Consider the following 27,000-nt stretch of genomic DNA (forward strand, 5'->3'; position numbering starts at 1 on the left):
GGGCGGGGGGGCGGGCGGGGGGGGGGGGGGGGGCCCCCCCCCCGGGGGGGGGGGGGCGGGGGGGGGGGGGGGGCGGGGCGGGGGCGGCCCGCCCCCCCCCCCCCCCCCCCCGGCCCCGGGTCAGGCGGTCTTGAGCGTGCCGCCGTCGACGACGTGGTCGGCGCCGTGGATGTTGCCGGCACGCTCGGACAGCAGGAAGGCGACCAGGTCCGCCACCTCCCCGGGCTCGGTGAGGCGCCCCGAGGCCATGCCCATCTGGCCGGGCAGCGCCGCGAGCAGGTCCCCGTGCCCCATCCCGGACGCGGCGGCCACCTTGCCGCCGAAGCCGTCCGGGTCGGTCCACAGCGGGCTGGCCACGACGCCCGGGGAGACGGTGTTCACGCGGACACCGCGCGGCGCCAGCTCCTCGCTCAGCCGCTTGCCGAACATGGTCAGCGCCGCCTTGGCCTCCGCGTAGCCGACCGGCGAACCGGTGGGTATACGGGCGTTGACCGAGGAGATGTTCACGATCGCACCCCGGCGCTCCAGGATGCTCGGCAGCGCCGCCCTGGTGGTCCACACCGCGCTGAACAGGTTGAGGTCGAAGAGCCGCTGCCACTGCTCGTCGCCGGTGTCCAGGAACCCGCCGAGGGACAGGCCGTCCGGGTCGCCGGCGCCGACGTTGTTGACGAGGAAGTCGATGCCGCCGACCGCTGCCAGCGCCTCGTCGACGACCGATCGCGCGCCGTCGCGGGTGCTCAGGTCGACGGGGACGGCGGCGGCCGCGACCTCCTTCAGCTCCGGAGTGACCGTCCGGGCGGCACCCACCACCCGCACCCCCTCCGCGGCCAGCGTCCTGGCGACGGCGAGGCCGATGCCGCGGCTCGCGCCGGTGACCAGCGCGGCCCTTCCGCTGATGCCGAGGTCCATGGGTTCCCCCTCTTGTCGAGTTCTTGAACTTCAGGTCTAAAACTGGGGCGCAAAAAGGCCGCCGCACGGGGCGGCGTGTTTCAGAGGCCCGCCAGGGCGGTGTCGATGATCCGCAGGAGGACCGGCCGGTCGTAGGTCCTGGACATGACCCGCAGGCCCGCGAGGACGGCCTGGAGGTACAGGGCCTGCTCCTTGGCGTCGACACCCCGGTCGACGTCGCCGTCCCGCCGGCCCCGCTCGATGCGGGCGGCGAACAGCTCGACCATGCGTTCCCCCATGCGGTGCACCGCGCGGGTGGCCTCCTCGTCCCGCCCGCCGAGTTCGGTGACGGTGTTCTGGATGAGGCACCCACGGCGTACCGGCCCGTCCAGGTCCATGTCCACGAGCAGCACGAAGTACGCGCGGAGTCGGTCCTTGGCGGTGCCCGGTCGGGAGAGCGACTCCTCGGTGGCCTCCGCGCCCATACGGCTGTAGAGGTCCAGCGCCCGGGCGAACAACTGCCGCTTGGAACCGAAGGAGTGGTAGAGGCTGCCCTTGGCCACCCCCGTCGCCTCGGCGAGGTCGGCCGGGGAGGTGTCGGTGTAGCCCTTGGTCCAGAAGGTCTCCATCGCCTGTGCGATGACGACGTCCGGTTCGAAGCTCTTCGGCCTGCCCACGGCGCCACCGTAGTGACTATTTGACCCCAAGGTCAACTACTCGGGGCGGATGACGCGGTGAGGCCCCGACCGACCGGCGGTCGGGGCCTCGCCGGGCCAAGCGGCCTGGCGCCTCTAGAAGTTCGGCTTGAGGAAGCTGCCGTAGGTGTAGGAGCCCCCAGCGATCCAGCGCGATGCGTGCAGCGTCGCGGGCGGGGTCGAGCTGCCGTTGAGCTGGAGCGACGAGTCCACGTAGTAGTAGTCCACGCTCTCCGTCAGGCAGTCGGTCCAGGTGTAGCTGCCCGCGGCGAGCTTGACGGTGCTGCTCACGTACGGGGTCGCGCTGTAGAAGCCCCAGCCGTAGGAACCGGCGGCCAGGTCGAGGGTGCGCGACGTGCACTTGTGCGATAGGCCGCCACCGACCGTCGTCGTCGCCGTGTTGTAGAGGGTGGTGGACGCGGACGCGGACGTGGCGGTGGCGAGCACGCCTGCGGCGGCCACGGCGACCGCCGCGGTGGCGATCTTCTTGGTGAGCATGAGAAACCTACCCCGTTTCGATGGAAATGCTTCGAACTCGGTTCTGTAGCACTGGAGTTCGCATGGTCGCCGACTCTCCCAAGCGAGGTGATCGAACGTCAAGTCCCTTGCGCGGCAGAGGTGTCGTCGCGCAACCTCGGCCACAGGAGCGTTTAGGGATCTTGACTGGAGCATGGTGGCGGGCAGGGGTGTACGCAGGAAGTCGACCGGTTCGCCTTCCTGCGTACAGGTGGTAACTGGGGCGGCGTCAGCGACGCGGGACGCGGATGCCCCCGGAGGGGGGTCGAGGAGCATCCGGTTTCCGCCAAAGACGGGAGGACCGGGTTTCGCAGAGCGCGCCGAAGAGGGCGGCGAGGAGGTTGACGATCAGGAACCCCGGCATCGGCGGTGGCCGCCGTCGCGGTTGCGCTTGTACTCGCGGAGGAGCGCGAGGAGGTTGATGAGGGTGCTCGCCGGGATGTTGCCGAGGTTGACGAGCCGGCGGCCGTTGAGGTTGGTCTCGCCCGGCTGGGCGGAGGGCCAGAGAAGGCCGAACTCGCGCCCTTCCGTCCGGAGTTCGACGATCAGCTCGGTGAGCTGGGGACCGGTGAGGTGAAGGAGGGCCGGGTCGGCGGGGTGGATGGGGTGGTGGGCGCTCACACACCACCGTCCAGCTCGAACCAGACGATCTTGCCGAGCTGCTGTGGGCTGACGCCCCAGCGGTGGGTGAGACCGGCGACGAGGTGCAGGCCCCGACCGGACTCGGAGAGGGGGTCGAGCGAGCGCGGCTCGGGGAGGGCACAGGAGCGGTCGGAGACCCCGACGCGGAGGGTGTTGTCGCGGAGGAGGATGACGACGCCCGGGGAGGGGGTGTCGCCGTGGCGCCAGGCGTTGGAGATGAGCTCGACCAGGCAGAGCTGGGCATCGGCGATGAGGGACGCGGGCCAGCTGACGAGGGTCAGGGTGTCGTGAAGGGTGTCCCGGGAGAGGGTGAGGGAGGGGGAGTTGAGGTTGCGCACAGTGATCTCCCAGAGGGGAAAGGGTGCTGACGATCCGTTCGGTGACCGGTGCATCACTGACTGTAGGGCACTCGATAGCAAATTTGCTAGCTGACTCAGGAAGATGTGCCTATCTGCTCGCTGGACTCGTCCCGCACGTGCGATGGATGCTGGGGAGATGCCACCTACCCCAACCGCACGCCGGAAGCGCGTCGGCATCGAGCTACGGAAAATGCGAGAGACTGCTGGGCGCTCGGCCGGAGATGCCGCCGCCGTGCTCGGGCTGGACCGCAGCAAGGTCACGCTGATCGAGCAAGGCGCATACCCGATCAGCGCCGAACGGGTCCTCGCGCTCGCCGCCGACTTCGAGGAGGCCGACTCCGCGTACGTCGATGCCGTCGCCGAGATGGCCGCCGACCGCACCAAGGGGTGGTGGGAAGAACACAGAGGGCTCGTTCCGGCCGGGATCCTTGAGATCTCCGAGGTGGAGCACTACTCCAACGCATTGCTGACGTATCAGATCTGCCACGTGCCGGGCCTCATGCAGACCGAGGAGACCGCTCGGGCAATCTTCCGTGAGGTCTATCCACCGCTGCGGCCGCTGAACATCGAGGCTCGGGTCGAGAACCGGATGCGACGAGCAGGACTTCTGACACGCAGCAATCCGCTCGAATACGAAGCGATTGTCCACGAGGCCGCGCTCCGGATGGAGTTCGGCGGGACGGCGGTCGCCCGCGAGCAGCTGAAACAGCTGCTCGCACTCTCCGAAGCACCAAACGTGACGCTGCGTGTGCTGGAGTTCAAGGCGGGCGGTTTCAAGGGCGCAGGTCAGGCCGTGCTGTATGCGAGCGGGCCCGTACCCCGGCTCGATACCGTTCAGTTGGACTCCGTAGGATCACCAGCATTCCTGACCGAGACGAACCAGCTGGAGAACTACCGAAACATCATCGGGACGATGCGCGATCGCTCGCTCGATCCGTCAGCCTCCCGCGATGCGATCTCCAGCATCATGAACAGCCTGTGAGGCCCTTGTGGAAGAACTCGCTTGGCAAAAGCCCATTGCGTGCGGCGATGGCAATAACTGCCCCGAAGTAGCCGTCACCTCCGATGCCGTCTATGTCCGCAGCAGTCTGCTTCCCGATGCCATCGCCCAACTCACCCCCACCGAATGGCGCGACCTCGTCTCCGCCATCCGCAACGGGGAGTACGACGTCTGACGCCCTGCTCCCCCGCACCGGTCGGCCCTCCGCCGACCGGTGCCTCCTCGATTCGGATCACGGTCGCTGACCTGCTATTGTTCTTCTCGTCGCGAAGGAGATGATCCTTCGCCAGGCGTCAGCGGTGCTACCAGAGCACGTCCTACTTTCAGTAGGAAGAGTCCGTGCAACCCGGGCCTGGCGCTCCACAGTCGGACGGGCCCGGCACCCTCACAGGTGTCGGGCCCGTTCGCGTTCCACCGGACCGTTCAGGCCAGCGTGACGTCCCCACAGCTGACGCGGGCCGTCATCGCGGAACCACTCCTGCGGCGACCGACGTACCGCTGGCGGCCAAGGCGGCAGTGGCGACAGCCGTAACCGTGGCCTTCTTGACGGCGAACAAGGGGCGTCCCCTCCTGCGCCGCCCCCTCGAACCCCCCGACCACCTCCGCGATTCGGATCACGGCCGTTGACCTGCTACTGTTCTTCTCGTCGCGAAGGAGATGATCCTTCGCCAGGCGTCAGCGGTGCTACCAGAGCACGTCCTACTTTCAGTAGGAAGAGTCCGTGCAACCCGGGCCTGGCGCTCCACAGTCGGACGGGCCCGGCACCCTCACAGGTGCCGGGCCCGTTCGCGTTCCACCGGACCGTTCAGGCCGGCGTGACGCCCCCACAGCTGACGCCCTCTCCCGGCGGACTAGGACCAGCGCCCGATGGCACCCCACCCCGTGATCCCTAGGCTCGCTGCCAACGGTGTCCACGGCCACGGCCACAGCTATGGCCCGATCACCGATTCCCCGCCCCACCCCGCGCACCTGGAGCCAGACCCATGCCGGCTGACGCCACCGCCCACATCCGCATCGCCCGTCCCTCACGGGACTTGGAAGCGGCCGAGCGCTTCTGGATCTCCGGCCTCGGCCTCGACGTCCTGTACCGACACACCACGGACGGCACCCCCGGCGAGCACTCGCTCCTCATGGTCGGCTGGCCCGCCGCCGCCTGGCACCTGGAGCTCGTCCACGACCCCGCCGCGCCCGTCGAACCGCAGCCGACGGCGGAGGACCTGCTGGTCGTCTACCTCGGCGAGCCCGTGAGCGACGCGCTGGTCGAGCGGCTGGAACGGCACGGCGGCCGGCGGGTGCCGGCGCACAACCCGTACTGGGACACATGGGGCGTCACCGTCCAGGACCCGGACGGCTACCGGCTGGTGCTGTCCACCCGCTCCTGGTCCGACGCGTAGGACGACCAGCAGTGGCTCGGTGCGGCATCACGGCGAGCGCACCTGGGGCCAGGTCTATCCGGTCACCCCGGAAGCCGCCCCGGCCGGCGGTGCGGTGCTGCGCTGGACCATCCCGCCGTACGAGGTCGACGAGGAGAACGCCTGACACCGCCGGCCCGGGCCCTCAGCCGGCCCGGTGGCGGCGCAGTTCGCCGAGCCACTCCCGCAGTTGCTCGTCGTCGTGCAGGTACGGGCCGCCGGGGCCGGTGGCGAGGTCGATCCCGAAGAGCAGGTTCAGTGCCCAGAGGGAGAGTTCGTTCCACTCCAGGTCGTCGTCGAGCAGCCAACGGGCCGCCCAGCGGTCGGCTTCGTCCCGGCTGACCCGGCCCTCGGCCACGGCGGCGAACCAGCGCTCGATCTCGTCCAGGTCGGGCTGGGGCGCGGCGGCGCTGCTCACAGGGTTCACCCGTCCGGTCTGACGGCGCGAATTCCCGGGACCAAGAAAACGGCCAGATCCCATCACCTCCGAACGAATCGGGCGGAAGCCGGTTTTCCGCTCGCGGAAGCCGGGGTAGTGCGGAGACGTTCGCACTCCGACGATTCCCGAGCCCGACGCGGAGGCGAACCGTTGATATTTTCACGGAAGGATTTCGCATGAACAGGATCGTTCGCAGCGCCCTCGTCACCGTCGTGGCCGCCGGCGCCCTCACCGCCGCCGTCGCCCCCGTCGCCATGGCCGCCGAGCAGACCCAGTCGGTGGCCCGGGTGCAGGCGCAGCTCAGCAACCCCAAGACCGTCAAGGCCGCCGCCTACAACCAGGCCCGCAGCATCCTCGCCCAGGCCGGCAGCCAGACGGCCGCCAAGTCCCACCCGGCCCACGGCACCAACGACGTCCCCGTCTCGTACGGCACCAGCCTGCTCGCCGCCGCCCGCGACGAGTTCCGCGCCGCGGACAAGCACCTCCCGGCCGGGCAGAAGAAGTCCGACATGTCGATCCCGCACTACAACGCCATCCACAGCGCCGCCAACACCATGGGCATCGACCGCTGGTGACTCGCCGGGCCTGAGGTTCGCACACCCTCCGGCCGGGGCCCGGCTCTCCTCCGAAAGACGGAGAGCCGGGCCCTTCCCGGGCAGGAGGACCGTCGCCACCGTCCGGTGCGAGCGTGGCACCATGGCCGCAACTCGACTGCACCAGCGCCGAATCGGCGCCACCCTGCTCGCCGCCGGCGTCACCCTCGCCTCGCTCGCCGCGTTCGCGCCGGGCGCGGTGGCCGCCCCCTCACCCGCCTCTGCCTCTGCCACCACCTCTGCCGCCGCAGACTTGCAGCCCGAACTGAACGCGCTGGTCGACCAGGGCACCAGCACCGCCGCCCTCGCCGAGGTCCGCGATCACGGGCGCGTCGCCTGGCGCGGCGCGGCCGGCACCGCCGACCTGGCCACCGGCCGACCAGCCCCCGCCGACGGGCGGTTCCGGATCGCCAGTGTCACCAAGACCTTCGTCTCCACCGTCACCCTCCAGCTGGTCGGCGAGGGGCGGATCGGGCTCGACGACCCCATCGAGCACTACCTGCCCGGCAGCGTGCCCAACGGCGGCGCCATCTCCGTCCGGCAACTCCTCAACCACACCAGCGGACTGGGCAACTACCTGGACGACCCCGAGGTGCGCGACTCCAGCGAGGCCGGCGACCGGGAATTCCTCGCCACCGGCCGCTGGATCGAATACACCCCGCAACAGCTGCTGGCCATCGGCGCCGCCGTACCGCCGTACTTCGCCCCCGGCCAGGGCTGGCACTACTCCAACACCAACTACGTGGTCGTCGGCATGCTCATCAAGCAGGTCACCGGGCACAGTTGGCGGGACGAGGTGCGGAACCGCATCATCCGGCCGCTCGGGCTGCACCACACCACCTTGCCCACCACCTCCACCGCCGTCCCCGGCCCGCACGCCCACGGCTACTTCAAGCTCCCCGAGGGCCCGGGCGACGTCACCCGGCTCTCCCCGACCATCGCCGACGCGTCCGGCGCCGCCATCTCCACCACCGCCGACCTCACCCGCTTTCACGCGGCCCTCTTCGGCGGCCGGCTCCTCGCCCCGGCGCAGCTCGCCGAGATGACCACCACCGTCCCCATCCCCCACGCGCCCGACCACGCCGAATACGGGCTCGGGGTGGCCCGCTACGACCTCTCCTGCGGCCAGTTCTGGGGCCACACCGGTGAGATCCCCGGCTACTCGACCGGCGTGTTCGGGACGCGGGACGGCAGCCGGCAGTACGCCATCTCCTACAACGAGTACGACAAGGGCGACCGCCAGAAGTCCGACCGGCTCTACCGGGCCTTCGAGGAGAAGGCCCTGTGCGGCAACCCGGCCGCCTCGGACTGAACGCACCCGACGGGTTCCATACAGACTCCCCGCGCTCCACAGGCTCCGCGGGCTCCACTGGCCCCTCGGGCCCTACCGGCTTCACGGGCTCCGCGTCGCTCAGTCCTCCTGGAGGCGCAGGGCCCGGTCGGCGCTGAGGAGCGACCGGTGGGACGACCGGCGGAAGGACCGGCGGAGCGGAGCCGCGGTGGTGAGGACCAGCAGCCCGAAGAGCGTCATCGCCGGCAGCCCGACGAACCGGAGGTAGTCGAGCGGATGGTGCATCAGACCGTCCCAGTTCCCCCACCAGTTCGCGAGCAGGTCGGCGGCCATGATGCCCGCGCCGAGCAGTGGCCCTGCCGGACGGGCCCGTGCGACCAGCACGGCGGCGAGCGGATCGAGCACGAGGAGTGCGTGGAACAGCAGTTGGCTCGGCAGCGGCCACGCCCGGTACGCGTGCAGTCCGCCGCCGAGCACGTCGACGGCGTGCGCTCCGGCCCCCTCGACGAACCCGATCACGTACACCGCGGCCACCCACCGCGCCCAGCGCGGCTGCGCTCCCCACCGCCCACGGATCCCCTGCTGCACCGGGCCAGCCTAGACGGGCGGCCCGTTCTCCGGACTAGGAGTCCGTTCCGGGGCCGGGCTGCTCAGGAAGCACTCGGGGCTCGCTCAGGCTGCCGTCGGGGAGGACGTCGAAGACCGTGAGGCTGGTGCGGCCGGTCACGGTGACCCGGTCCGGGCCGGACCAGTCGATGCGGACGAAGTCGCCGCCTCTGGTGTTCCAGGTGCCCAAGCTCCAGTGGCGGGCGGACCAGCCGCTGCCGGTTTCCAGCTCCACCTGGTAGATCGGGTCGATCGAGAAGGCGATGTTGGTGACGGTGAGCACCCGGTCCGGGCGGTTCGGGCTGACGAAACGATCCTCCCGACCGCCGTGGCCGCTGAACACCAGGGACAGCTCCAGGACCGGCACCCCGGCGATGACCAGTGGTGCCAGGAGGACCGCGCAGCCGATCTGCGAGAACCGGCTGCGGAACTCCAACTCCACCACCAGCGAGACCACGATCAGCACCACCGCCGCCCCGATCAGCAGCCTCGGACGGTTGAGCCAGTGCTCGACCACCACCAGGCCGCCCGAACGGGAGGCGTGCCAGCCGGGCAGGTACGCCAGCGACGCGACGAGCGCCGCGCCTCTCAGCCCCCAGGCGATCTGTCTGCGACGCCTCGCCGTCATGCGTCCCCCCGGGCGGTCTTTTGCCGATCTTTGCGCGGACTTTACTACAGGGGGCGCCCACGGCCAGGGCTTGTTGACGGCCCTTCGGCTAAGGGACCAGGGACTCACCGTCCCCGAACCGGAACCCCAGGGCCTGAACGAGATCGCATGCGTAGTCCTCGGCGAGCGGTGAGCCCTCCGGCACCAGTGCCGACCGGACCGCCGCCGGATCGGGCCGGAGGCCGATCTGCTCCGCCCACTCCACGGCCCCGCGCGCGACCTCCGTGGAGTCCGCCGATCCACTCCTCGGGGACCTCGTAGTGAAGCGCCATCTCCCGGGGCAGGGCACAGTGCCAGCCCGGGCCGTCGGGGCCGAAGGCCTGCGCGAAGACGACGTCGCTGTCCATGACGTGCGGGACGAGCAGCCGGGTGGCCGGGTGGCCGGGGACACGAGTGCCGCCGTGCGGCCGGGGTGGCGGTCTTCCCGCTTCCCCGGCCGCGCGGCGGCTACCGGCCGTACCCCCGTCACCGCCGGTAGAAGACGCTCCGCGACCAGAAGTAGCCGAGCAGTGTGAGGGCGGTGCACCAGGCGAGGGCGCTCCAACCGCTGTTGCCGATCCCGGTGCCCATCAGCAGGCCGCGCAGGGTCTCGATCATCGGGGTGAAGGGCTGGTACTCGGCGAACCACCGGAGCCCGCTGGGCATCGAGTCGGTCGGGACGATGGCGCTACCGATGAAGGGCAGGAACTGCAGTGGCATCGGCATGTTGCTGGCGCTCTCGACGGTCTTGGCCACCAGACCGATGCCCGCCGAGATCCAGGTCAGGGCGACGGTGAGGAAGAGCAACAGGCCGCCCGCCGCCAGCCATTCGACCGGGCCGGCGGTGGGCCGGAAGCCCATCGCCAGGGCGACGCCGATCACCAGGACCAGTCCGATCATGGTCTGGATGACGCTGCCGACCACGTGCCCCGCCAGGAAGGCGGAGCGCGATATCGCCATGGTGCGGAAGCGGTTGACGATGCCTTCGGTCATGTCGGTGCAGATGCCGATCGCCGTGACCAGCGACCCGGAGGTGGCCGCCATCAGCACGATCCCGGGCGTCACGTAGTCGATGTAGCTGCCGCCGCCGATGCCGACGCCGAGGGCGCTGCCGTAGGCGTAGTTGAAGAGCAGCAGCATCATCACCGGCATGACCACGACCGCGAAGGTCAGGGACGGATACCGCAGTGCGTGTTTGAGGTTCCGGCGCAGCATGGTCAGCGAGTCGCTGACCGCGTAGGTCGTCATCGCGCTCATCGCGCACCCTCCCCGGTGAGTTGCAGGAAGACGTCGTCCAGGTCGGCCGTCTCCACGACCAGTGACTCGGCCCGCACGGCGGCGTTGTCGAGCGTGTCCAGCACGGCCTTCACGGTGATCACGGAGTTGTCCCCCGGGATGTCCAGGCGCAGGGCCTCCGCGTCGACGGTGGCGTAGTCGAACAGCACGGCCGCGGTGTCCAGTTGCCCGGCGTCCGCGAACTGGAGCCGGATCCGCCCGCCGGGGACGATCCGCTTCAGCTCCTCGGCCGTGCCTTCGGCGACGATCCGGCCGCCGTCCAGGACGGCTATCCGGTCGGCGAGGTGGTCGGCTTCCTCCAGGTACTGGGTGGTGAGGAAGATCGTCACCCCGTGGTCCGCGACCAGCGCCCGGATGATCTCCCACATGGTGCGTCGGCTGCGCGGGTCCAGCCCGGTGGTCGGCTCGTCCAGGAAGATGACCTCGGGGTCACCGACCAGGGTCATCGCCAGGTCGAGCTTGCGCCGCATGCCGCCGGAGAAGGTGACGACGGGCTTGCGCGCGGCCTCGGTGAGATCGAAGCGCCGCAGCAGGTCCTCGGCCCGCCTCCGCCCCTCCCGACGGCGGAGGTGGTTGAGGTCGGCCATCAGCATCAGGTTCTCCTCGGCGGTGAGGAGGTTGTCCACCGCCGAGAACTGGCCGGTCACCCCGATCGCCCTCCGCACCCCGTCGGCCTCGCGGACCACGTCGTGGCCGGCCACCCGGACCGAGCCGCCGTCGGCCGGGATCAGGGTGGAGAGGATCTCCACGGTGGTGGTCTTGCCCGCGCCGTTCGGCCCGAGCAGGGCGAACACGGTGCCGGCCGGGATGGACAGGTCGATGCCCCGCAGGACCGCCTTGTCCCCGTAGGACTTGGTCAGCCCGGCCGCCGAGACAGCCGCCATCAGGCCCTCCGGATGGTGATGCTGCCGACCTGGGTGGTGCCACGGACCTCGACGGTCTCCCGGGCGTCGCCCGGGCCCTGAGCCGGACCGAGGTCGTTGCGCACGGCGCCGAACTTGCTGTGCACGTCGAGCCAGGCCGCCGTGCCCTCCGCGATGCCGACCTCGACGTCCCCGACACCGGCCTGAAGGTCGATCTTGCCCCGGACCACCCGGCCGAGCCGAATGTGCCCGTTCGCCGTCTTGGCCTCCACGCCCGCCCCGGCGGCACCGACGTGGATCCGGCCGTTGGAGGAGTTGGCCGTCAGCTCGCCCCGCACCTCGTCGATCTCGGTGTCGCCGTTGCTGTTCTTGACCGTCAGCCGGCCGCCGACGGTGCCGACCTCGATCCGGCCGGAGCCGGTCACCTCGGCGTTCCCCTCGACGGTCCCGATCCGGATGTCCCCCATGTCGGTCTTGACCCGCACGTGCTCGGCCCAGTCGAGCTGGATCCGGCCCATGGAGGTCTTGATCCGGCAGTCGCCGAGTCGGCCCTCGGTGACGAAGTCCGACATCGGGGACTCGGCGTGCACCTCGGAGCCGACGGGCAGCTCGACCGTGACCTCGATCGAGCCCTTCCGGCTGGAGAACACAGTGCGCTGCTTGGGGCCCTTGAGGGTGAGCCGACCACCGGAGAAGTCGACCTGGGTCAGCTCGGCGGCCTTGATGTCGGCGTCCCTGGCCGCGCTGGTGGGCCGGACCTCGACGACCGCGTCGGTGCGCTTGGTCGCCCGGATCCAGACCGAGCCGATCTCGAAGTCCAGGGCGACCGAGATCGGTCCGTCGGTCTCGTACGTAGGCATGGCTGTCCCGTCCTCTTGGCTCGTGTGGGTGTTCCCGCTGGTCGGAGCGCGGGGGTGACGTTGCAGGGGCAGATGGTCGGTGGTGCGGAAGGTCAGTGGACCCAGCCGGTGAAGCCCTGGCCGCCGACGCTGCGCGTGGTGCGGCTACCGAGGTCGGCGGCCGGGCGGGCGACCGGCCGGCCGCCCTCCACCGCGCCGGCGACGGCCCGGACCAGCCAGGCGTTGAGGGAGAGGCCCTCCTGTCCGGCAGCCTCCTCCGCTCTCGCCTTGAGGTTGGCGGGCAGGCGCAGGTTGATCCGTGCGGTGCCCGCCTCGTCGGCCTCGGACGCCGTCGGCAGCACAGGTGGCACCACCGATGGCACCATCGACGGCGCCACCGCCTGCGCCGCGGCCGGCACGTCGCCGTGGAAACTGTCGGAGCCGGGCGGCGCGGTCACCACGAACTCCGGGTCGAGGCCGCGCAGGCGCACGTCCACCGAGCCCGGCGCCAGGTCACGGGTGACTTCGCCCATGGCGGCCGAGAGGGCGTTGAGCAGGGTGAGCCGCACGGCCGACTCCAGCGGGAGCGTCAGCCGCTCGGCCAGCGCGCGGGCTTCGTCCCCGCCGGTCGCGGCGGCCACCGCGAGCTCGTTCCGAAGGTTTTCGACGTACGGCGTGAGGTCCATGGCTAGAGCATGGCACAGCAGTGGTGCCATGTCGAGGCGTTTGTGGCATCACTTTGGCGCCAAGCTCCGCGCGGTCCGGCGCCACCGACGGAACGGCCCCGCCGACCGGGGTCGACGGGGCCGTTCACCAGCCGGAGGACGTCAGCCAGGACGTCGGCGCAGTCGTCAGCGCTGCTGCCAGCCCGCCAGGTAGGAGTCGATCTCGCCGACCAGCCGTGCCTTGCCCGCCTGCTCCAGGAAGGAGGCCTCGACCGCGTTGCGGGCCAGCGCCGCCACCCCGGCCTCGTCCAGCCCGAGCAGCCGCGCCGCCACCGCGTACTCGGTGTTGAGGTCGGTGCCGAACATCGGCGGGTCGTCGCTGTTGACCGTCACCAGCAGCCCGGCGTCCACCATCCGCTTGATCGGGTGGTCCTCGATCCGCTCGACGGCTCGGGTGGCGATGTTGGAGGTCGGGCAGACCTCCAGCGGGATGCGGTGCTCGCCCAGGTGGTCCAGCAGCGCCGGATCCTTCACCGCCTGGGTGCCGTGCCCGATGCGCTCGGCGCCGAGTTCGCGGATCGCGTCCCAGACCGTCTCCGGTCCGGTGGTCTCACCGGCGTGCGGCACGGAGCGCAGGCCGGTCGCGCGCGCCCGGTCGAAGTACGGCTTGAACTGCGGCCGCGGCACGCCGATCTCCGGACCGCCCAGGCCGAAGCTGACCAGGCCGTCGGGTGCCAGCTCGGTGGCCAGGCGGGCGGTGATCTCGGCCGCCTCCAGCCCGGCCTCGCCGGGGATGTCGAAGCACCAGCGCAGCACCACGCCGAGGTCCTTCTCGGCGCGCAGCCGGGCGTCCTCGATCGCCTCCATGAAGGCCACGTCGGGGATGCCGCGCCTGACCGAGGAGTACGGGGTGAGGGTCAGCTCGGCGTACCGGATGTTCTGCCGGGCCATGTCCTCGGCCACGCCGTAGGTGAGGGCGCGGACGTCCTCGGCGTCGCGGACCAGGTCCACCACGCTCAGGTAGACGTCGATGAAGTGCGCGAAGTCGGTGAAGGTGAAGTACTCGGCCAGCGCCGCCGGGTCCGTCGGCACCTTGGAGTTCCCGGCGTGCCGGGCGGCCAGGTCGGCGACGATGCGCGGCGAGGCCGAGCCGACGTGGTGGACGTGCAGTTCCGCCTTGGGCATCCCGGCGATGAACGCCTCGATGCTCCGGTCCGCGGCGCTGCCGCTCCCGGTGGGGTTTCCGATCCGACTTCCGTCCGGCTGGACCACGGTGGTTCCCTTCTCCCTCTGCTCCACGCTTCTACGCGCGTATCGCGAATATCGGCCAGGATAGGCCCAAAGCCGGGCCGCCGGGCCCGGGGTCACCCCCCGAGGGCGACCGCCACGGTGTGGATCAGCAGTCCGGCCAGCGCGCCGACCACGGTGCCGTTGATCCGGATGAACTGCAGGTCCCGGCCGACGTTCGCCTCGATCTTGCGGGAGGCCTCGTCGGCGTCCCAGCCCGCCACCGTCTCGGAGATCAGCGAGGTGATCTCGGCCCGGTAGGTGTCGACCAGGTAATGGGCGGCGTCCTGCAGCCAGCCGTCCACCTTGGCCTGGAGCCTGGCGTCGGTGGCCAGTCGCTCGCCGAAGCTGCGCACGCCGTCGCGGATGCGCCGGCGCAGTTCGCTGTCCTCGTCCTCGGCCGCGCCCATCACCAGGGTCCGCACGGCGGCCCAGGTGGAGTTGATCAGGTCCTGCACCTCGGGGCGGGCCAGCAGCTCGCCCTTGGCCCGCTCGACCCGGGCGATGGTCTCCGGGTCGGTCTGCAGTTCGGTGGCGAAGTCGGCGAGGAAGTTGTCGATCGCGCCGCGGGCCGGGTGGTCGGGGTCGTCCCGGATCTCGGTGACGAAGCGCAGCAGTTCCTTGTAGACCCGCTCGCCGACCTGGTGGTCGAGGAACTTGGGCGTCCAGCCCGGGGTCTTCTGGGTGACCTTCCGGACCACGTCCTCGTGGTTGGCGGTCAGCCAGCCGTGCGCCCGGACGGCGACCAGGTCCACCACCCCGTGGTGCCCGCCGTCCGCGAGCACCTTGGCCAGCATCCGGCCCATCGGCTCGGCCACCGAGGTGGCGGCGGCCCGCCTGGTCACCGCCTCGGCCACCACCGCCCGCACGTCGTCGTCGCGCAGCACCGCGAGCAGGCCGCGCAGCGCCGCCGAGGCCTCCTTGGTGACCCGCTCGGCGCTGCCCGGCGCGGCCAGCCACTCCCCCAGCCGACGGCCGATGCCGAGCGCGGCGAGCCGGCCGCGCACCACGTGGCCGGCCAGGAAGTTGTCGCCGACGAACTCGCCGAGCGAGCGCCCGAAGGCGTCCTTCTTGGTCGGGATGATCGCGGTGTGCGGGATCGGCAGTCCGAACGGGCGGCGGAACAGGGCCGTCACCGCGAACCAGTCGGCCAGCGCGCCGACCATGCCCGCCTCGGCGGCGGCCGCCACGTACCCGGCCCAGGCGCCGGCACCGGCCGCCTTCGCCCAGGTGGAGAGGACGAAGACCAGGGTCGCGAAGGCCAGCAGGCCGGTCGCGATGGTCTTCATCCGGCGGACGCCGCGTCTCTTCCGCTCGTCGGCCGCGGTGAACCGGACCCCGGGGCCGGTCCCGCTGAAGGCTTCGTCACTCACCCCGCCAGTCTGCCCGGTGCCCGGCGCGGACGGGGGCGTGCCCCGCGATCACCCGCCCCGACCCGTCATCGCACGCCCCGAACTCTCCGCTCACGCCCGGTCGGGCGCCCCGGCCAACGGTCGGTCGAGCACCCCGGCCAACGCCTGGTCGGGCGCCCCGGCCAACGGTCGACCGAGAGCTCGCCGGGTGCCCCGGCTCACCCCCCGCCCAGCACGATCCGCCGCACCCCCGCCCCCGCCCACCGCGCCGGGTCCGTGCACCGCCGCCCGTCCAGCAGCACCCGCACCCCCGGAAGATCGGCCGGCCCCAGCTCCCGGTACTCCGGGTGGTCCGCCTGCAACACCGCCGCCACCACCGGTTCCCCGCCGTACGGCGGCAGCCCGCGCGCCGTCAGCTCCTCCGCCCGGTACAGCGGATCGACGACGTACGGCCGCGCCCCGGCCGCCTCCAGCGCCGCCACCAGCGGGAACACCCCCGAGTACGCCGTCTCCTTGACGCCGCCCCGGTACGACGCCCCCAACACCAGCACCCCCTGCCCGGCGATCCCGCCCGGCACCTCTCCCGCCAGGGCGCCCGACAGCACCCCGACCGCGTACCCGGGCACCTCCAGGTTGGCCTCCCGGGCCGCCCGGACCACGGTCGCCGCCGGGTCGTTCCACAGGTACAGCCTCGGGTACACCGGGATGCAGTGCCCGCCGACCGCGATGCCCGGCCTGTGCAGGTGGCTGTACGGCTGCGAGTTGCAGGACTCGGCGACTTCCGCGAAGTCCACACCGACCTGGTCCGCGTACCTGGCGAACTGGTTGGCCAGCGCGATGTTGACGTCCCGGTACGTCGTCTCGGCGAGCTTGGCGAACTCGGCCGCCTCCGCCGAGGCCAGCTCCCACACCCCGTTGGGCCGGGCCAGGTCGGGGCGCGGGTCGAAGTCCAGCACCGCTCGGTAGAACTCGGCGCCGCGCCGGAGGCAGGAGGCGTCCAGGCCGCCGACCAGCTTGGGGTAGCGCCGCAGGTCGGCGAAGACCCGCCCGGTGCGCACCCGTTCAGGGCTGAACACCAGTGCGAAGTCGGCCCCGGCCGCCAGCCCGGAGCCGGCCGCCAGGCGGGGCGCCCAGCGCCCCCGGGTGGTGCCGACCGGCAGGGTGGTCTCGTAGCTGACCAGCGCGCCCCGTCGCAGCCCGGCCCCGACGGCGTCGGTGGCCGCGTCGAGCAGGGCGAAGTCCGGGGTGCCGTCGGCGGCGGTGACCAGCGGAACGACCAGGACGACGGCCGCCGAGTCCGCCACCGCGGCCGTGGTGTCGGTGGTCGCGCGCAGCCGGCCCGCGGCGACCACCCGCTTGAGCACCTCGGCCAAACCCGCCTCCCGGGGGAACGGCGGCACGCCCCGGTTGACGCTCTCCACCACCCGGGGCGCGATGTCCGCCCCGATCACCCGGTGGCCCTTCGACGCGAACTGCGCGGCCAGCGGCAGGCCCAGCTTGCCGAGCCCCACCACGCAGATGTCCAGGCACCCGTCCGAGCCGGTCATCCGCGCCCCCCGTTCACCGAGTTGGCGAGCCGGCGCCACACCGGGTGGCGCCGCAGCCCGCGCCGCAGCTGCTCCGGAACGACGCCGCGCCACAGCTGCTGGGCGAGGTTGAGCGGCGGGACGGCCTGCGGCAGCGGCTCCTCGCGCAGCAGGAACAGCTCCTCCGGCAGGCCGAGCCGGGCGTCCCGGAACGCCGGGTAGCCCGCGAAGTGCCGCCGCCCGTCGACCACCACCGGCGGCTCGCCGTGCGCGGCCTCGTAGCGGATCAGGTCGCGCAGCGCCTCCGGCCTCACCGCGGCGGCGAGTTCGAGGCGCAGCCGCTCGGCGACCGGCAGCCGGTGGTACAGCGAGCGGGCGCCGAACCGCTCGACCATCCGGCCCACCTCGGCGCACACCCGCCGCTGCAGCCCGTCGTCCAGCAGCAGGAAGCCGTCCTGGAGCAGCCGGGGCACGTCCCAGGCGAAGCTGCGGACCCGGATGGCGTCCAACTCGGCTCCGGGCTCGGCCAGTTCGTCGGCGACCTGCTGCAACGCGGCGATCCCACGCAGCCGGTCCAGCACCGAGGCCCGCTCGGTGACGTTGCCCCGGTCCTCGCGCAGCACCAGGAAGTAGCAGTCGTAGTCGGCGAGGACGGACACCCGGGCCGCCCGCAGGCAGGCCTCCAGGGTGAACGGCTGGTCCGAGAAGACCTTCAGCCCCTCGTCGCGGCGCAGCCCGTGGCGCCGGATGAGGTCGAGCCGGAACAGCTTGGTGTCGGCCAGCGCCCAGGCCAGCGCCGAGTCGGCGAAGCCGACCGACTCGGCGTCGGCGTGGAAGATGCCCTGCGGCACCAACCGCCCGTTCACCCCGACCTGCTTGGGCACCACCACGTCCGAGCCCCAGGCGTCGGCGGCCGCTACCAGCCGCTCCAGCGCCTCCGGGCCGAGCCAGTCGTCGGCGCCGAGGAAGAGCACGAAGCGGCCGCGGGCCATCGCCAGGCCCCGGTTGGTGGGGCCGGCGGGACCGCCCGAGTTGGGCTGGTGGACCACCCGGAACAGCCCGGGGTGCCGGGCGGCGTACTCGTCCAGCAGCGCCTCGCCGCCATCCGTGGAGCCGTCGTCGACGGCCACCACCTCCAACCGCCCCGGCGCCAGGGACTGCCCGACCAGCGAGTCCAGGCAGGCGGTGAGGTACGGCATGGTGTTGTAGACCGCGACCACCACGGTCACGTCGGGTACGGTCATCGGGCGGCGGGCCTCCGGGGTGCGGTCGAACGGAACCTCGCACCGTCAACTCGGCCGCCCGCCGGGGAGTCACGTGCCCTCCCCGGACGGGTGACCGGTCCCGAACGCCCGCCCGAGCGGGCCGCCTGATCGCGACCTCCGCGAACACCCGCCCGAGCGGGCTACCCGATCGCGACCTCCGCGTACATCCGCGCGATCACGTCCTCGATGGCCGGCTCGCGCACCGAGAGGTCCACCAGCGGGTACCGCGCCGCGACCTCCGCCACGATGGGCGCAGCGCTCTCCCGCGCCGGGAAGGCCAGCCACTGGCGCGGTCCCTCGACCTTCACCACCCGCGCCCCGGCCACCTCGATCGGCGGCCGGGCCCCGGCCAGGTCGACCACCAGCGTCCGCTCGCTGCGCCCGGCGGCGTGCAGCCCGTCCAGCCCGCCGTCGTGGACGACCCGGCCGTGGTCGATCACCATCACCCGGCCGCAGAGCTGCTCGATGTCGGTGAGGTCGTGGGTGGTGAGCAGCACCGTGGTGCCGCGGTCGCGGTTGACCTCGCGCAGGAACTCGCGCACCTTGCCCTTGCTGACCACGTCCAGGCCGATGGTCGGCTCGTCCAGGTAGAGCACCTGGGGGTCGTGCAGCAGCGCGGCCGCGAGGTCGCCGCGCATCCGCTGGCCGAGCGAGAGCTGCCGCACGGGTGTGTCCAACAAGCCTTCCAGGTCGAGCAGTTCGACGCAGCGGCCGAGGTTCTCGCGGTACCGTCGGTCGGGGATCCGGTAGATCCGGCGGGCGAGTTCGAAGGAGTCGCGCAGCGGGAGGTCCCACCACAGGGTGGTGCGCTGGCCGAAGACGACGCCGATCCGGCGGGCCAGCGCGACGCGTTCGCGGGCCGGGTCGACCCCGGCGACGCGCAGTCGGCCGGAGCTGGGGACGAGGATGCCGGTGAGCATCTTGATGGTGGTCGACTTGCCGGCGCCGTTGGGGCCGATGTAGCCGACGCACTCGCCGGCCTCGACGGTGAAACCGAGCCCGTCCACCGCGCGCACCTCGCGCTTGACCCGGCTGAACCGGCCGGTGCGGGCGCGCACGGTGAAGGTGCGGTGGACGTCCTGGAGTTCGATCAGTGCCACGGGGTTCTCCCTCACGAAGTACGGGGGTTCAGCTGCCGGTGCCGCGGTAGGCGCGCAGTCCGGCCCGCCAGGCGAGCCCCGCGGCGGCGACGCACAGCGCGGCGGCGACCGGGGAGGCGTACTGGAAGGCGGTGGGCAGCCCGAGCGGGTCGGGCCGGTCGAGGATGCGCAGGCTGGGCAGCCAGTTGACGAAAGCCAGCGGGACGCCGAAGACCACCCCGGCGACCAGTTCCTTGGCGAAGATGGTCGGCGGGTAGTGGAGCAGGGTCGCGCCGCCGTAGGTGAAGGAGTTCTGGATCTCCTTGGACTCGCCCCACCAGAACTGGACGGTGGCACCGCCGACGTAGACCGCGCCGAAGATGACGCTGCCGCACACCAGCAGGACGGGCACCAGCAGCACCCGGTCCCAGGTCCAGTGGACGTCCAGGGCGGCCAGCGACCAGGCGAGCACGATCAGGGCCTGGAGCGGGCGCCCGAGCCGGCGCAGGCTGAAGCGTTCGGCGCACAGCTGGGAGAGTGCGGGGGCGGGGCGGATCAGCATGGTGTCCAGGGAGCCGGACATGATCCGCACGCCGAGGCCGTCGGCCGAGCCGACCAGCAGGTTGGCCGTGCCGAGGGAGAAGGTCGCGGTGGCGTAGAGGAAGGCGATCTCCGGCAGGCTCCAGCCGCCGAGCCGGTCGGTGTGCCGGAACATGATCACCAGGACCACGAAGTCGAGGGAGTGGGTGACCAGGCTGGCCAGCAGGTTCAGGAGGAAGGAGGCCCGGTAGGCCATCATCGAGCGCATCCACATCCGGGCGCACAGCCACCAGGAGCGGACCGCCCAGGACGTCCGGGCAAGGAACGGCTCGGCGGTGAGGGGCTCAGCCACCCTGCACCACCACCTTCCGGGTCGCCAGCCACTGCGCGCCCCGGCCGGCGAGGAGCAGCACGGCCGCCCAGCCCAGCTGGAAACCCAGCGCGGGGAGCAGCCCGGCGCCGCCCGCCCGCTCCAGGAAGACGTCGGTGGGCACCTTGACCAGCGCCGCCCAGGGCAGCAGCGGGGCGAGGTCGCCGAGCCATCCGGGGAAGAGCGCGATCGGCAGCAGCATCCCGGAGAAGAACATCGAGACCACCAGCATCACCGCGCGCACCCCCTCCGAGTCGTGCAGCCAGAAGCCGGTGATCGAGACCAGGAACCGCAGCCCGAAACTGACCAGCACCGCGAGCAGGACGGAGAGCAGGAAGAACACCCAGGTCAGCGGGTGCTCGGGCATCCGGGTGCGGAACACCAGCGCGCCCACCAGCATCGGCACGGTGCCGCGGACCAGCGCCTGGAAGCCGGCCCGGCCCAGGTCGGTAGCCAGCCACCAGCCCTGGAAGTCGACCGGCCGGTAGAGGTCGACGGCGATGTCGCCGCTGCGGAAGCGGTCCTGGACGTCGTCCTGGAAGCCCCCGCCCCAGACGGCGACGGTGACCAGCAGGCCCTGGCTGACCCAGATGTAGGTGACGGCCTGGCCCTGGTCGTAACCGCCGAGGCCGGGGCGGGCCTGCCAGAGGGCGAGGAAGGAGGAGGCCAGGATGATGCCGAAGACGGTGTTGGTGAACGTGCCGGCCAGGGTGGCGGCCCGGTAGGTGGAGTAGCGGCGGAAGGCGCCGCGGGCGACGGCGGCGTACAGCCCGGCGGCGGATCCGCCGGAGGCGGTCCCGGGGCCGGACCGGTTGGAGGTATCAGGGGGCCTCGCCCCGACCAGCGCAGCGTTCGACATATTGTCTCCTTGTCGACAAATATGGGCAGGCGGCTGCCCGCAGACGTCCGCGCACACCCCAGCGGCTCCGACCGGCCGTACCCGGGGGTACCGGGCGGGCGGGCGGAGCTGTCAGAAGTCGGTGCGCTATGCGATTTGCACCTTTCACCGTACCGCCGGGCCCCACCGCCCGCACCCGGTTTTCCGACGCACCCCGGGACGCACGACACCGCTCGCACAACCGCGCACCTCAAGCCACTGGTCGCCGCTGATCTCACGTCAAATAGCAGATAATCCCGTCATGACCTCCAGCACCCGACGCCAGGCCAAACGGGCCGCCCGCCGCGAAGCCCGCCGCGCCCTCCCCCTCTGGCGCCGGCTGCTGCCCACCTGGCGGGTCACCCTCGGCACCCTCACCGCGCTGCTGCTGCTCGCCGTCGGCGCCTTCGCCGTGCTCTACGTCATCGTCCCGGTCCCCGACCCGAACGCCCACGCCGTCGCCCAGAACAACATCTACCTCTACGCCGACGGCACCACCGAGATCGCCCGCACCGGCGCCGTCAACCGCACCGACGTCACCATCGACCAGATCCCGCTGCAGACCCAGCAGGCCGTCGTCTCCGCCGAGGACCGCACCTTCTACCAGAACCGCGGCATCGACCTGAAGGGCATGCTCCGGGCCGGCTGGAACACCCTGCTGGGCAAGGGCATGCAGGGCGGTTCCACCATCACCCAGCAGTACGTCAAGAACTACTACCTGACCCAGGACCAGACCTTCGAACGCAAGGGCCGCGAACTCTTCATCGCCCTCAAGGTCGACCAGCAGCGCGACAAGAAGGACATCCTCGCCGGCTACCTCAACAGCAGCTACTTCGGCCGCGGCGCCTACGGCGTCCAGAGCGCCGCCCACGCCTACTACGGCGTCGACGCCTCCCAACTCACCCTCGGCCAGGGCGCCTACCTCGCCTCCCTGCTCCAGGCCCCCAGCCTCTACGACGTCAGGACCGCCACCCCCGCCAACCGCGAGAAGGCCATCGCCCGCTGGAACTACGCCCTCGACGGCATGGTCCAACTCGGCTTCCTCACCACCGCCGACCGCAACGCCACCACCTTCCCCGACCCCATCGACCCCCAGCCCGCCACCGGCCTCGCCGGCCAGGCCGGCTACCTCGTCGGCGTCGCCGACGACTACCTCATCTCCTCCGGCACCATCGACGCCGCCACCCTCAAGGCCGGCGGCTGGCGGATCACCACCACCTTCGAGAAGCCCCGGCAGGACGCCTTCGTCAAGGCCGTCCAGGACGAACTCACCGGCGAGCTCGACCCCAAGGCCCGCCCCACCACCGACACCGACGTCCGGGTCGCCGGCGCCTCCGTCGAACCCGCCACCGGCCGCGTCGTCGCCGTCTACGGCGGTCCCGACTACGCCAAGCAGCCGTTCAACGACGCCCTGCGCCAGGACAACCAGATCGGCTCCACCTTCAAACCGATCGACCTCGCCGCCGGCCTGATCGCCCAGCACACCGTCGACGGCCGCCCCATCACCACCGAAACCCGCTACGACGGCACCAGCGAACGCCCCGTCACCGGCGGCCCCACCCCGTACGCGCCCCCCAACGAGGACGACATCGACTACGGCAACATCACCCTGCGCTACGCCATGGCCAAGTCCGTCAACTCCGTGTACGCCCAGGAAGGCGTGGACGCCGGGCTCGCCCGCGTCCGGGACACCGCCATCAGACTCGGCATCCCCGACAGCGTCCGCGGCATGGACCCGGCCAACACCTCGATGACCCTCGGCACCGCCACCCCCAGCGCCCTCGACCTGGCCGGCGCCTACGCCACCCTCGCCAACCACGGCCAGGCCCACACCCCCTGGTCCGTCCAGAAGCTCGAACGGGTCAACCCCGGCGGCGCCGTCGACGTCCCCAAGATGCCCGACCACAAGGCCACCGACGCCATCGGCCGCACCGTCGCCGACTCCGTCACCGACGTCCTGCGCGGCGTCGTCAGCCCGCGCGGCACCGGCGCCGCCGCCCTCGACCTCGGCCGCCCCGCCGCCGGCAAGACCGGCACCACCGACGCCAACCTGTCCGCCTGGTTCGCCGGCTACACCCCCGAACTCACCACCACCGTCGGACTGTTCCGGGAGAACCCGAAGAACCACGCCAAGGAACCGCTGGCCGGCACCGCCGGCCTCACCCGGATCAACGGCGGCGCCTTCCCCACCAAGATCTGGACCGACTACATGACCGCTGCGCTCGGCGGCACCCCCACCCAGCAGTTCGACCTGCAGACCGGCCACGGCGACCCCGGCCCCGACAGCTGGCCCACCACCGGCGCCCCCACCAACGGCTCCCCCAGCGCAACCCCCAGCTCCGCCACCACCGGCGCCCCCGTCACCACCCCCAGCCACGCCCCCAGCGCACCCGCCACCGACCAGCCCGGCCCCCGCCCCGACCCCGGCGTCCCCAGCCCGCAGAACCCCCAGCCCACCCCCAGCCAGGACCAGCCCACCCCCAGCAGCCGGCCCACCCAGACCCGGCCCGCCCGGCCCAGCGACCCGCCCACCGCCACCGCCGGACCCACCGGCACGGCGGTCGCCCCGGCCCCGGCCCGCTGAGCACGGCCGGTCCGGCCGGTCCGGCAAGCCTGGTGGGTCCGGCGAACCAGCCGAGCCCACCGAGCCCACCGAGCCCACCGAGCCCACCGACGGACCCTGCGCACTACCCCTTGGCCACCAACTCCCGCTCCAACGGCGTCCGGAACCGCGGCGTCACCCGCACCTCCCCCAACCACCCCGCCAACCGCCCCGCCTCCGCCGCGACCGCCCGCTCAGCCTCGCCCCCGACGTCCCGGAACAGCCGCCACACCACCTCGCCGTCCGCCCGCTGCGCCCAACCGCCGACCACCTCGCCGCACCACCACACCGTCGGCCCGGCATTGCCCGCCCGGTCGAACAGCGCCGGGACGTCCACCGGCCGCAGGTACCAGTCCCGCCCGCGCCAACCCATCACCGCCGGATCCAGCGCCGGCAACAACGCCGCCCACGGCTCCGGGGCCTCCACCGGCCCCTCGTCCCCCGGCAGCACCAGGGCCGCCGTGCCGTCCGCCAGCGCCACGCCCCGCGCCCCCACGTCCGCCAGCGCCGCACGGACGTCCCCCAGCGTCCAGCCCGTCCACCACTTCACGTCCTCGACCGTGCCCGGACCGTACGCCGCCAGCCAGCGCCGCACCACCTCCGCCTTCGCCTCCCGCACCGGCACCTCCGGCCACTGCGGCACCAGCGCCCACGGATAGCTGCTGCTCAGCCAGGACCCCCGCGGACGGCACCGGCGCACGTGCCCGTCCGAGGCCAGCAACCGCAGCAGCCGACTGCCCACACTCTGCCTCGCCTCGTACGCCTTGCCCGCCGACATCAGCATCGTCTCGCGCAACTGGGGCACGTCCTCGGCGAGTTCACCGGTCGTCGCCTCCCCGCGCACAGCCAGTGCGGCCAGCACCTCGCGCTCCGTCACCGCCAGCCGCGCAGCGTCCCAGCCCTCGGCGTGGTCCCGCAGGTGCTTCATCAGCGTCGCCCGCTCCTTCGCCGCGATCGCCCGCGCCGCCGCCGCACTCACGTACGGGGCCATGCCCTCCGTCACCGCGAAAAGCGTCCGCCGCATCGACAGCAGCTTCACCAGCGAGACGTCCTCGTACAGCGCCCGGTCCACCTCAGCCGCCGCAGGCACCGCCAACCGCGCGCAGGCCGACAGGTACACCGTCGCCGCGTCCGTCGCGTGCAGACCGACCACCGCGTCGGCCGCGTCCTCCACCCGCGCCGCCCGCACCGAGGACGCCAACAGCTGCCGACGCCCCAACCGGGCCCGCCGCTCCCCATCACCGATCACCGGGACACTCATGCCCGGACCCTAGCCGCTGCCACCGACGAACCGGGAGGACCACCGCCCGCCGTCCACCCGCTCCGCCGCCAACCCGGCGAACTCGGCCAGCAACGGAGCCTCCCGCCCGGCCGCCCAGACCAGCCCCACCCGGTTCGGCGCGACGTCCGAGACCGGCACGTGCACCACGTCCGCACGGGTGTAGAACGCCGACACCGACGACGGCAGCACCACCGTCCCCTCCCCCGCCGCCATTTCGCCACCGGCACGGTGATCACCGTCGACGGCGGCACCCTGCTGGCCTGACCACGGCGAACGGGTCCGCCGGCCGCGCCCCGGCCGACGGACCCGCCTCTCGGAACCACCGCGGCCGAAACCGCGGCACGGTCACAGGTACAGGCCGGTCGACCCCTCGGTGTCCCCGAACCGGGCCGCCGCCACCGCGTGCAGGTCGCGCTCGCGCAGCAGCACGTACGTGGCGCCGCGCACCTCGACCTCCAGCTTGTCCTCCGGGTCGTACAGCACCCGGTCACCCGGCTCCACCGAGCGCACGCTCTGGCCCACTGCCACGGCCTCCGCCCAGGTACAGCGCTTGGACAGCTCCGCGGTCGCCGGGATCAGGATGCCGCCGGTCGAGCGGCGCTCGCCCTCACTGCCCTCGATGCGCACCAGCACGCGGTCGTGCAGCATCCTGATCGGCAGCTTCTCGCCCAGCCGGTCGTGCCGCGTCGAGTCGTGTCCGTGGTCGGAATGCGTCGGGTTGTCGTTCGTACTCACGATCCCGAAGGTACCGCCCCGGAGCGCCGGGCGTGACGCTGGCCCGGCATGCGGAAGGACCGGCCCGCCACGGCGGTCCGGTCCTCCGGGAGCACGACTCAGTCCTTGCGGCGCTTCCGGGACGCAGCGATCAGCAGCACCAGGCCGACGCCGAGCAGCGCCGCCGGGACGATCCGCTCCTTGCGCGGCTGCCCCTTCTCGTCCACGAACTGCGCCTTGACCTTGTCGACCACGCCGTTCGCGGCCACGTACGCCTTGGCCGTCTTCTCCTCGACGGTGGCCATCGCCTTGGCCTTGACCTGGGCGGAGATGGTGCTCGGGTGGACCCGCACGGCCAGCTCGTCCAGGTTCGCCGCGAGCCGGTCGCGGGTGCGCTCGATGTCCGCCTCGATCTGCGCAGCCGTCCGCTCCGGCTTGTCCTGCGTGCTCGCACCGCCCACTCGGGCCACCCCATTCACTTGCCGATGTCGTCCTGTCGTCCTGTGCGACCAGCCCAGTCTGTCAGCTGCCGGGCACGCACGCGCGGCCCCACCCACCAACGGGGGTAAGTTGGCCGTGGTACGACCGCCCGTCCCAGCCTCCAGGAGAGTACGACCGTGACTGAGCGCCTCCAGCCCGGCGACACCGCACCCGCCTTCAGCCTGTCCGACGCCGACGGCAACCAGGTCTCCCTCGCCGACCACCGGGGCCGCAAGGTCATCGTCTACTTCTACCCGGCCGCCCTCACCCCCGGCTGCACCAAGCAGGCCTGCGACTTCACCGACAACCTGGAGGTCTTCGCGGGCGCCGGCTACGACGTCATCGGCATCTCCCCCGACCAGCCGGAGAAGCTCGGCAAGTTCCGCGAGAAGGAGGACCTCAAGGTCACCCTGCTCTCCGACCCGGAGCACGAGGTGCTGGAGGCGTACGCCGCCTACGGCGAGAAGCAGAACTACGGCCGCACCTACCAGGGCGTGATCCGCTCCACGATCGTCGTCGACGAGCAGGGCAAGGTCGAGCGCGCGCTGTACAACGTCAAGGCCACCGGGCACGTCGCCAAGCTGCTGCGCGACCTCAAGGTCGAGGCCTGACCGAGTAGAAGCCGCCGGAGTCGACGCGCTTGCCGTCGTCCCCGAAGCAGCCGCCGGTCTCGGTCCAACCGCCCACCGAGATCAGGGCCTTGACGTTCGGGTACTGCTTCTTGAACTTCGTCAGCAGATTGAAGTGGCCCTTGTACGGCAGCGCCGGATCCAGCTCCGCGCCCGGCACCCGCGGGAAGGAGATCCCGGTGGCCTCGTCGGTCGGGCCGTCCGTACCGACCGAGAGCTTGTTGTCACCGCCGACGTTGGCAAACAC

At 72.0% G+C, this 27,000-nt stretch carries 31 protein-coding genes and 1 pseudogene; 8 read left to right on the forward strand and 24 right to left on the reverse strand.

Going from position 1 to position 27,000, the window contains the following annotated elements; translation table 11 throughout:
* Positions 1–120: 120 nt before the first annotated feature.
* The 5 genes from ACH4J0_RS20485 to ACH4J0_RS20505 all read right to left on the reverse strand — a co-directional run bounded on the left by ACH4J0_RS20485 (position 121) and on the right by ACH4J0_RS20505 (position 3,079).
* Positions 121–909: an SDR family oxidoreductase gene (locus ACH4J0_RS20485; RefSeq protein ID WP_396241959.1), complete on the reverse strand. Its 789-nt coding sequence runs from the start codon at positions 907–909 to the stop codon at positions 121–123.
* An 80-nt stretch (positions 910–989) separates the two neighbouring features.
* Complete coding sequence (locus ACH4J0_RS20490) at positions 990–1,565, reverse strand: TetR/AcrR family transcriptional regulator (protein WP_396241960.1); 576 nt, start codon at positions 1,563–1,565, stop codon at positions 990–992.
* 114 nt (positions 1,566–1,679) lie between these two features.
* A complete protein-coding gene (locus ACH4J0_RS20495) occupies positions 1,680–2,081 on the reverse strand; it encodes a hypothetical protein (RefSeq protein WP_396241961.1) in 402 nt (133 codons plus the stop codon).
* Between the two features lie 366 nt (positions 2,082–2,447).
* Positions 2,448–2,720, reverse strand: coding sequence for a hypothetical protein (locus tag ACH4J0_RS20500; protein WP_396241962.1), 273 nt, complete (start codon positions 2,718–2,720; stop codon positions 2,448–2,450).
* Positions 2,717–3,079, reverse strand: coding sequence for an ATP-binding protein (locus ACH4J0_RS20505; RefSeq protein WP_396241963.1), 363 nt, complete (start codon positions 3,077–3,079; stop codon positions 2,717–2,719). Before ACH4J0_RS20505 ends, ACH4J0_RS20500 begins: the two co-directional genes overlap by 4 nt.
* Before the next feature lie 157 nt (positions 3,080–3,236).
* On the opposite strand from ACH4J0_RS20505, the gene ACH4J0_RS20510 reads away from it, so the two are divergent.
* The 4 genes from ACH4J0_RS20510 to ACH4J0_RS20525 all read left to right on the forward strand — a co-directional run bounded on the left by ACH4J0_RS20510 (position 3,237) and on the right by ACH4J0_RS20525 (position 5,639).
* Complete coding sequence (locus ACH4J0_RS20510) at positions 3,237–4,082, forward strand: helix-turn-helix domain-containing protein (protein WP_396241964.1); 846 nt, start codon at positions 3,237–3,239, stop codon at positions 4,080–4,082.
* Positions 4,083–4,089: 7 nt separating this feature from the next.
* Positions 4,090–4,275, forward strand: coding sequence for a DUF397 domain-containing protein (locus ACH4J0_RS20515; RefSeq protein WP_396241965.1), 186 nt, complete (start codon positions 4,090–4,092; stop codon positions 4,273–4,275).
* Between the two features lie 808 nt (positions 4,276–5,083).
* Entirely contained in the window at positions 5,084–5,494 is a 411-nt protein-coding gene (locus ACH4J0_RS20520; RefSeq protein WP_396241966.1) for a VOC family protein, read from the forward strand.
* A 19-nt stretch (positions 5,495–5,513) separates the two neighbouring features.
* The gene (locus ACH4J0_RS20525) at positions 5,514–5,639 is read left to right on the forward strand and encodes a hypothetical protein (protein WP_396241967.1); all 126 of its coding nucleotides are present in this window, start codon (positions 5,514–5,516) and stop codon (positions 5,637–5,639) included.
* A gap of 18 nt (positions 5,640–5,657) precedes the next feature.
* Here the strand turns inward: ACH4J0_RS20525 and ACH4J0_RS20530 are convergent, their stop codons facing one another.
* Complete coding sequence (locus ACH4J0_RS20530) at positions 5,658–5,930, reverse strand: hypothetical protein (protein ID WP_396241968.1); 273 nt, start codon at positions 5,928–5,930, stop codon at positions 5,658–5,660.
* 197 nt (positions 5,931–6,127) lie between these two features.
* Between ACH4J0_RS20530 and ACH4J0_RS20535 the strand changes: the two genes are divergently transcribed.
* Together ACH4J0_RS20535 and ACH4J0_RS20540 are read left to right on the forward strand one after the other, a co-directional pair.
* A complete protein-coding gene (locus tag ACH4J0_RS20535; protein WP_396241969.1) occupies positions 6,128–6,526 on the forward strand; it encodes a hypothetical protein in 399 nt (132 codons plus the stop codon).
* A gap of 121 nt (positions 6,527–6,647) precedes the next feature.
* On the forward strand, positions 6,648–7,856 hold the full coding sequence (locus tag ACH4J0_RS20540) for a serine hydrolase domain-containing protein (protein ID WP_396241970.1): 1,209 nt from the start codon (positions 6,648–6,650) through the stop codon (positions 7,854–7,856).
* A gap of 99 nt (positions 7,857–7,955) precedes the next feature.
* Here the strand turns inward: ACH4J0_RS20540 and ACH4J0_RS20545 are convergent, their stop codons facing one another.
* The 13 genes from ACH4J0_RS20545 to ACH4J0_RS20605 all read right to left on the reverse strand — a co-directional run bounded on the left by ACH4J0_RS20545 (position 7,956) and on the right by ACH4J0_RS20605 (position 21,028).
* The gene (locus ACH4J0_RS20545; protein ID WP_396241971.1) at positions 7,956–8,423 is read right to left on the reverse strand and encodes a hypothetical protein; all 468 of its coding nucleotides are present in this window, start codon (positions 8,421–8,423) and stop codon (positions 7,956–7,958) included.
* Positions 8,424–8,457: 34 nt separating this feature from the next.
* Positions 8,458–9,069 carry a hypothetical protein gene (locus ACH4J0_RS20550; protein ID WP_396241972.1) on the reverse strand — a complete coding sequence of 204 codons (612 nt, stop codon included), beginning with the start codon at positions 9,067–9,069 and terminating at the stop codon, positions 8,458–8,460.
* A gap of 504 nt (positions 9,070–9,573) precedes the next feature.
* Complete coding sequence (locus ACH4J0_RS20555) at positions 9,574–10,335, reverse strand: ABC transporter permease (protein ID WP_396242060.1); 762 nt, start codon at positions 10,333–10,335, stop codon at positions 9,574–9,576.
* 5 nt (positions 10,336–10,340) lie between these two features.
* Positions 10,341–11,267 carry an ATP-binding cassette domain-containing protein gene (locus ACH4J0_RS20560; RefSeq protein WP_396241973.1) on the reverse strand — a complete coding sequence of 309 codons (927 nt, stop codon included), beginning with the start codon at positions 11,265–11,267 and terminating at the stop codon, positions 10,341–10,343.
* Positions 11,267–12,106, reverse strand: a complete 840-nt coding sequence (locus ACH4J0_RS20565; protein ID WP_396241974.1) for a DUF4097 family beta strand repeat-containing protein — start codon at positions 12,104–12,106, stop codon at positions 11,267–11,269. The genes ACH4J0_RS20560 and ACH4J0_RS20565 overlap by 1 nt, the downstream gene beginning before the upstream one ends.
* Positions 12,107–12,198: 92 nt before the next feature.
* Positions 12,199–12,771: a toxin-antitoxin system HicB family antitoxin gene (locus ACH4J0_RS20570; protein ID WP_396241975.1), complete on the reverse strand. Its 573-nt coding sequence runs from the start codon at positions 12,769–12,771 to the stop codon at positions 12,199–12,201.
* 165 nt (positions 12,772–12,936) lie between these two features.
* A complete protein-coding gene (locus ACH4J0_RS20575) occupies positions 12,937–13,956 on the reverse strand; it encodes an adenosine deaminase (protein ID WP_396242061.1) in 1,020 nt (339 codons plus the stop codon).
* 158 nt (positions 13,957–14,114) lie between these two features.
* Positions 14,115–15,410, reverse strand: a complete 1,296-nt coding sequence (locus ACH4J0_RS20580; RefSeq protein WP_396241976.1) for a DUF445 domain-containing protein — start codon at positions 15,408–15,410, stop codon at positions 14,115–14,117.
* A 197-nt stretch (positions 15,411–15,607) separates the two neighbouring features.
* The gene (locus tag ACH4J0_RS20585; protein WP_396242062.1) at positions 15,608–16,915 is read right to left on the reverse strand and encodes a nucleotide sugar dehydrogenase; all 1,308 of its coding nucleotides are present in this window, start codon (positions 16,913–16,915) and stop codon (positions 15,608–15,610) included.
* A gap of 17 nt (positions 16,916–16,932) precedes the next feature.
* The gene (locus tag ACH4J0_RS20590) at positions 16,933–18,159 is read right to left on the reverse strand and encodes a glycosyltransferase family 2 protein (RefSeq protein ID WP_396241977.1); all 1,227 of its coding nucleotides are present in this window, start codon (positions 18,157–18,159) and stop codon (positions 16,933–16,935) included.
* A 161-nt stretch (positions 18,160–18,320) separates the two neighbouring features.
* Positions 18,321–19,280: an ATP-binding cassette domain-containing protein gene (locus ACH4J0_RS20595; RefSeq protein ID WP_396241978.1), complete on the reverse strand. Its 960-nt coding sequence runs from the start codon at positions 19,278–19,280 to the stop codon at positions 18,321–18,323.
* A gap of 28 nt (positions 19,281–19,308) precedes the next feature.
* Positions 19,309–20,151: an ABC transporter permease gene (locus ACH4J0_RS20600; protein ID WP_396241979.1), complete on the reverse strand. Its 843-nt coding sequence runs from the start codon at positions 20,149–20,151 to the stop codon at positions 19,309–19,311.
* A complete protein-coding gene (locus ACH4J0_RS20605; RefSeq protein ID WP_396241980.1) occupies positions 20,144–21,028 on the reverse strand; it encodes an ABC transporter permease in 885 nt (294 codons plus the stop codon). Before ACH4J0_RS20605 ends, ACH4J0_RS20600 begins: the two co-directional genes overlap by 8 nt.
* Before the next feature lie 280 nt (positions 21,029–21,308).
* Here ACH4J0_RS20605 and ACH4J0_RS20610 point away from each other — a divergent pair, with 280 nt between their 5' ends.
* On the forward strand, positions 21,309–23,630 hold the full coding sequence (locus ACH4J0_RS20610; RefSeq protein ID WP_396241981.1) for a transglycosylase domain-containing protein: 2,322 nt from the start codon (positions 21,309–21,311) through the stop codon (positions 23,628–23,630).
* A gap of 103 nt (positions 23,631–23,733) precedes the next feature.
* On the opposite strand, the gene ACH4J0_RS20615 is transcribed toward ACH4J0_RS20610, so the two are convergent.
* From ACH4J0_RS20615 to ACH4J0_RS20630, 4 genes are all read right to left on the reverse strand, one after another.
* Positions 23,734–24,909, reverse strand: coding sequence for a winged helix DNA-binding domain-containing protein (locus tag ACH4J0_RS20615; RefSeq protein WP_396241982.1), 1,176 nt, complete (start codon positions 24,907–24,909; stop codon positions 23,734–23,736).
* Between the two features lie 9 nt (positions 24,910–24,918).
* Positions 24,919–25,143 (reverse strand): hypothetical protein, encoded by a 225-nt coding sequence (locus ACH4J0_RS20620; protein WP_396241983.1) that lies wholly within the window; start codon positions 25,141–25,143, stop codon positions 24,919–24,921.
* Positions 25,144–25,275: 132 nt separating this feature from the next.
* Positions 25,276–25,578 (reverse strand): GroES family chaperonin, encoded by a 303-nt coding sequence (locus ACH4J0_RS20625; protein ID WP_396242063.1) that lies wholly within the window; start codon positions 25,576–25,578, stop codon positions 25,276–25,278.
* A gap of 185 nt (positions 25,579–25,763) precedes the next feature.
* On the reverse strand, positions 25,764–26,105 hold the full coding sequence (locus ACH4J0_RS20630) for a DUF3618 domain-containing protein (protein ID WP_396241984.1): 342 nt from the start codon (positions 26,103–26,105) through the stop codon (positions 25,764–25,766).
* A gap of 156 nt (positions 26,106–26,261) precedes the next feature.
* Between ACH4J0_RS20630 and bcp the strand changes: the two genes are divergently transcribed.
* Positions 26,262–26,735, forward strand: coding sequence for a thioredoxin-dependent thiol peroxidase (gene bcp, locus ACH4J0_RS20635; RefSeq protein ID WP_396241985.1), 474 nt, complete (start codon positions 26,262–26,264; stop codon positions 26,733–26,735).
* On the opposite strand, the pseudogene ACH4J0_RS20640 reads toward bcp, so the two are convergent.
* A pseudogene (locus ACH4J0_RS20640) lies at positions 26,734–26,997 on the reverse strand (chitinase); the annotation flags it as partial. The gene bcp and the pseudogene ACH4J0_RS20640 sit on opposite strands and share 2 nt — an antisense overlap.
* Positions 26,998–27,000 lie beyond the last annotated feature (3 nt).

Source organism: Kitasatospora sp. NPDC017646 (assembly GCF_044329365.1).
Taxonomy (GTDB): Bacteria; Actinomycetota; Actinomycetes; order Streptomycetales; family Streptomycetaceae; genus Kitasatospora.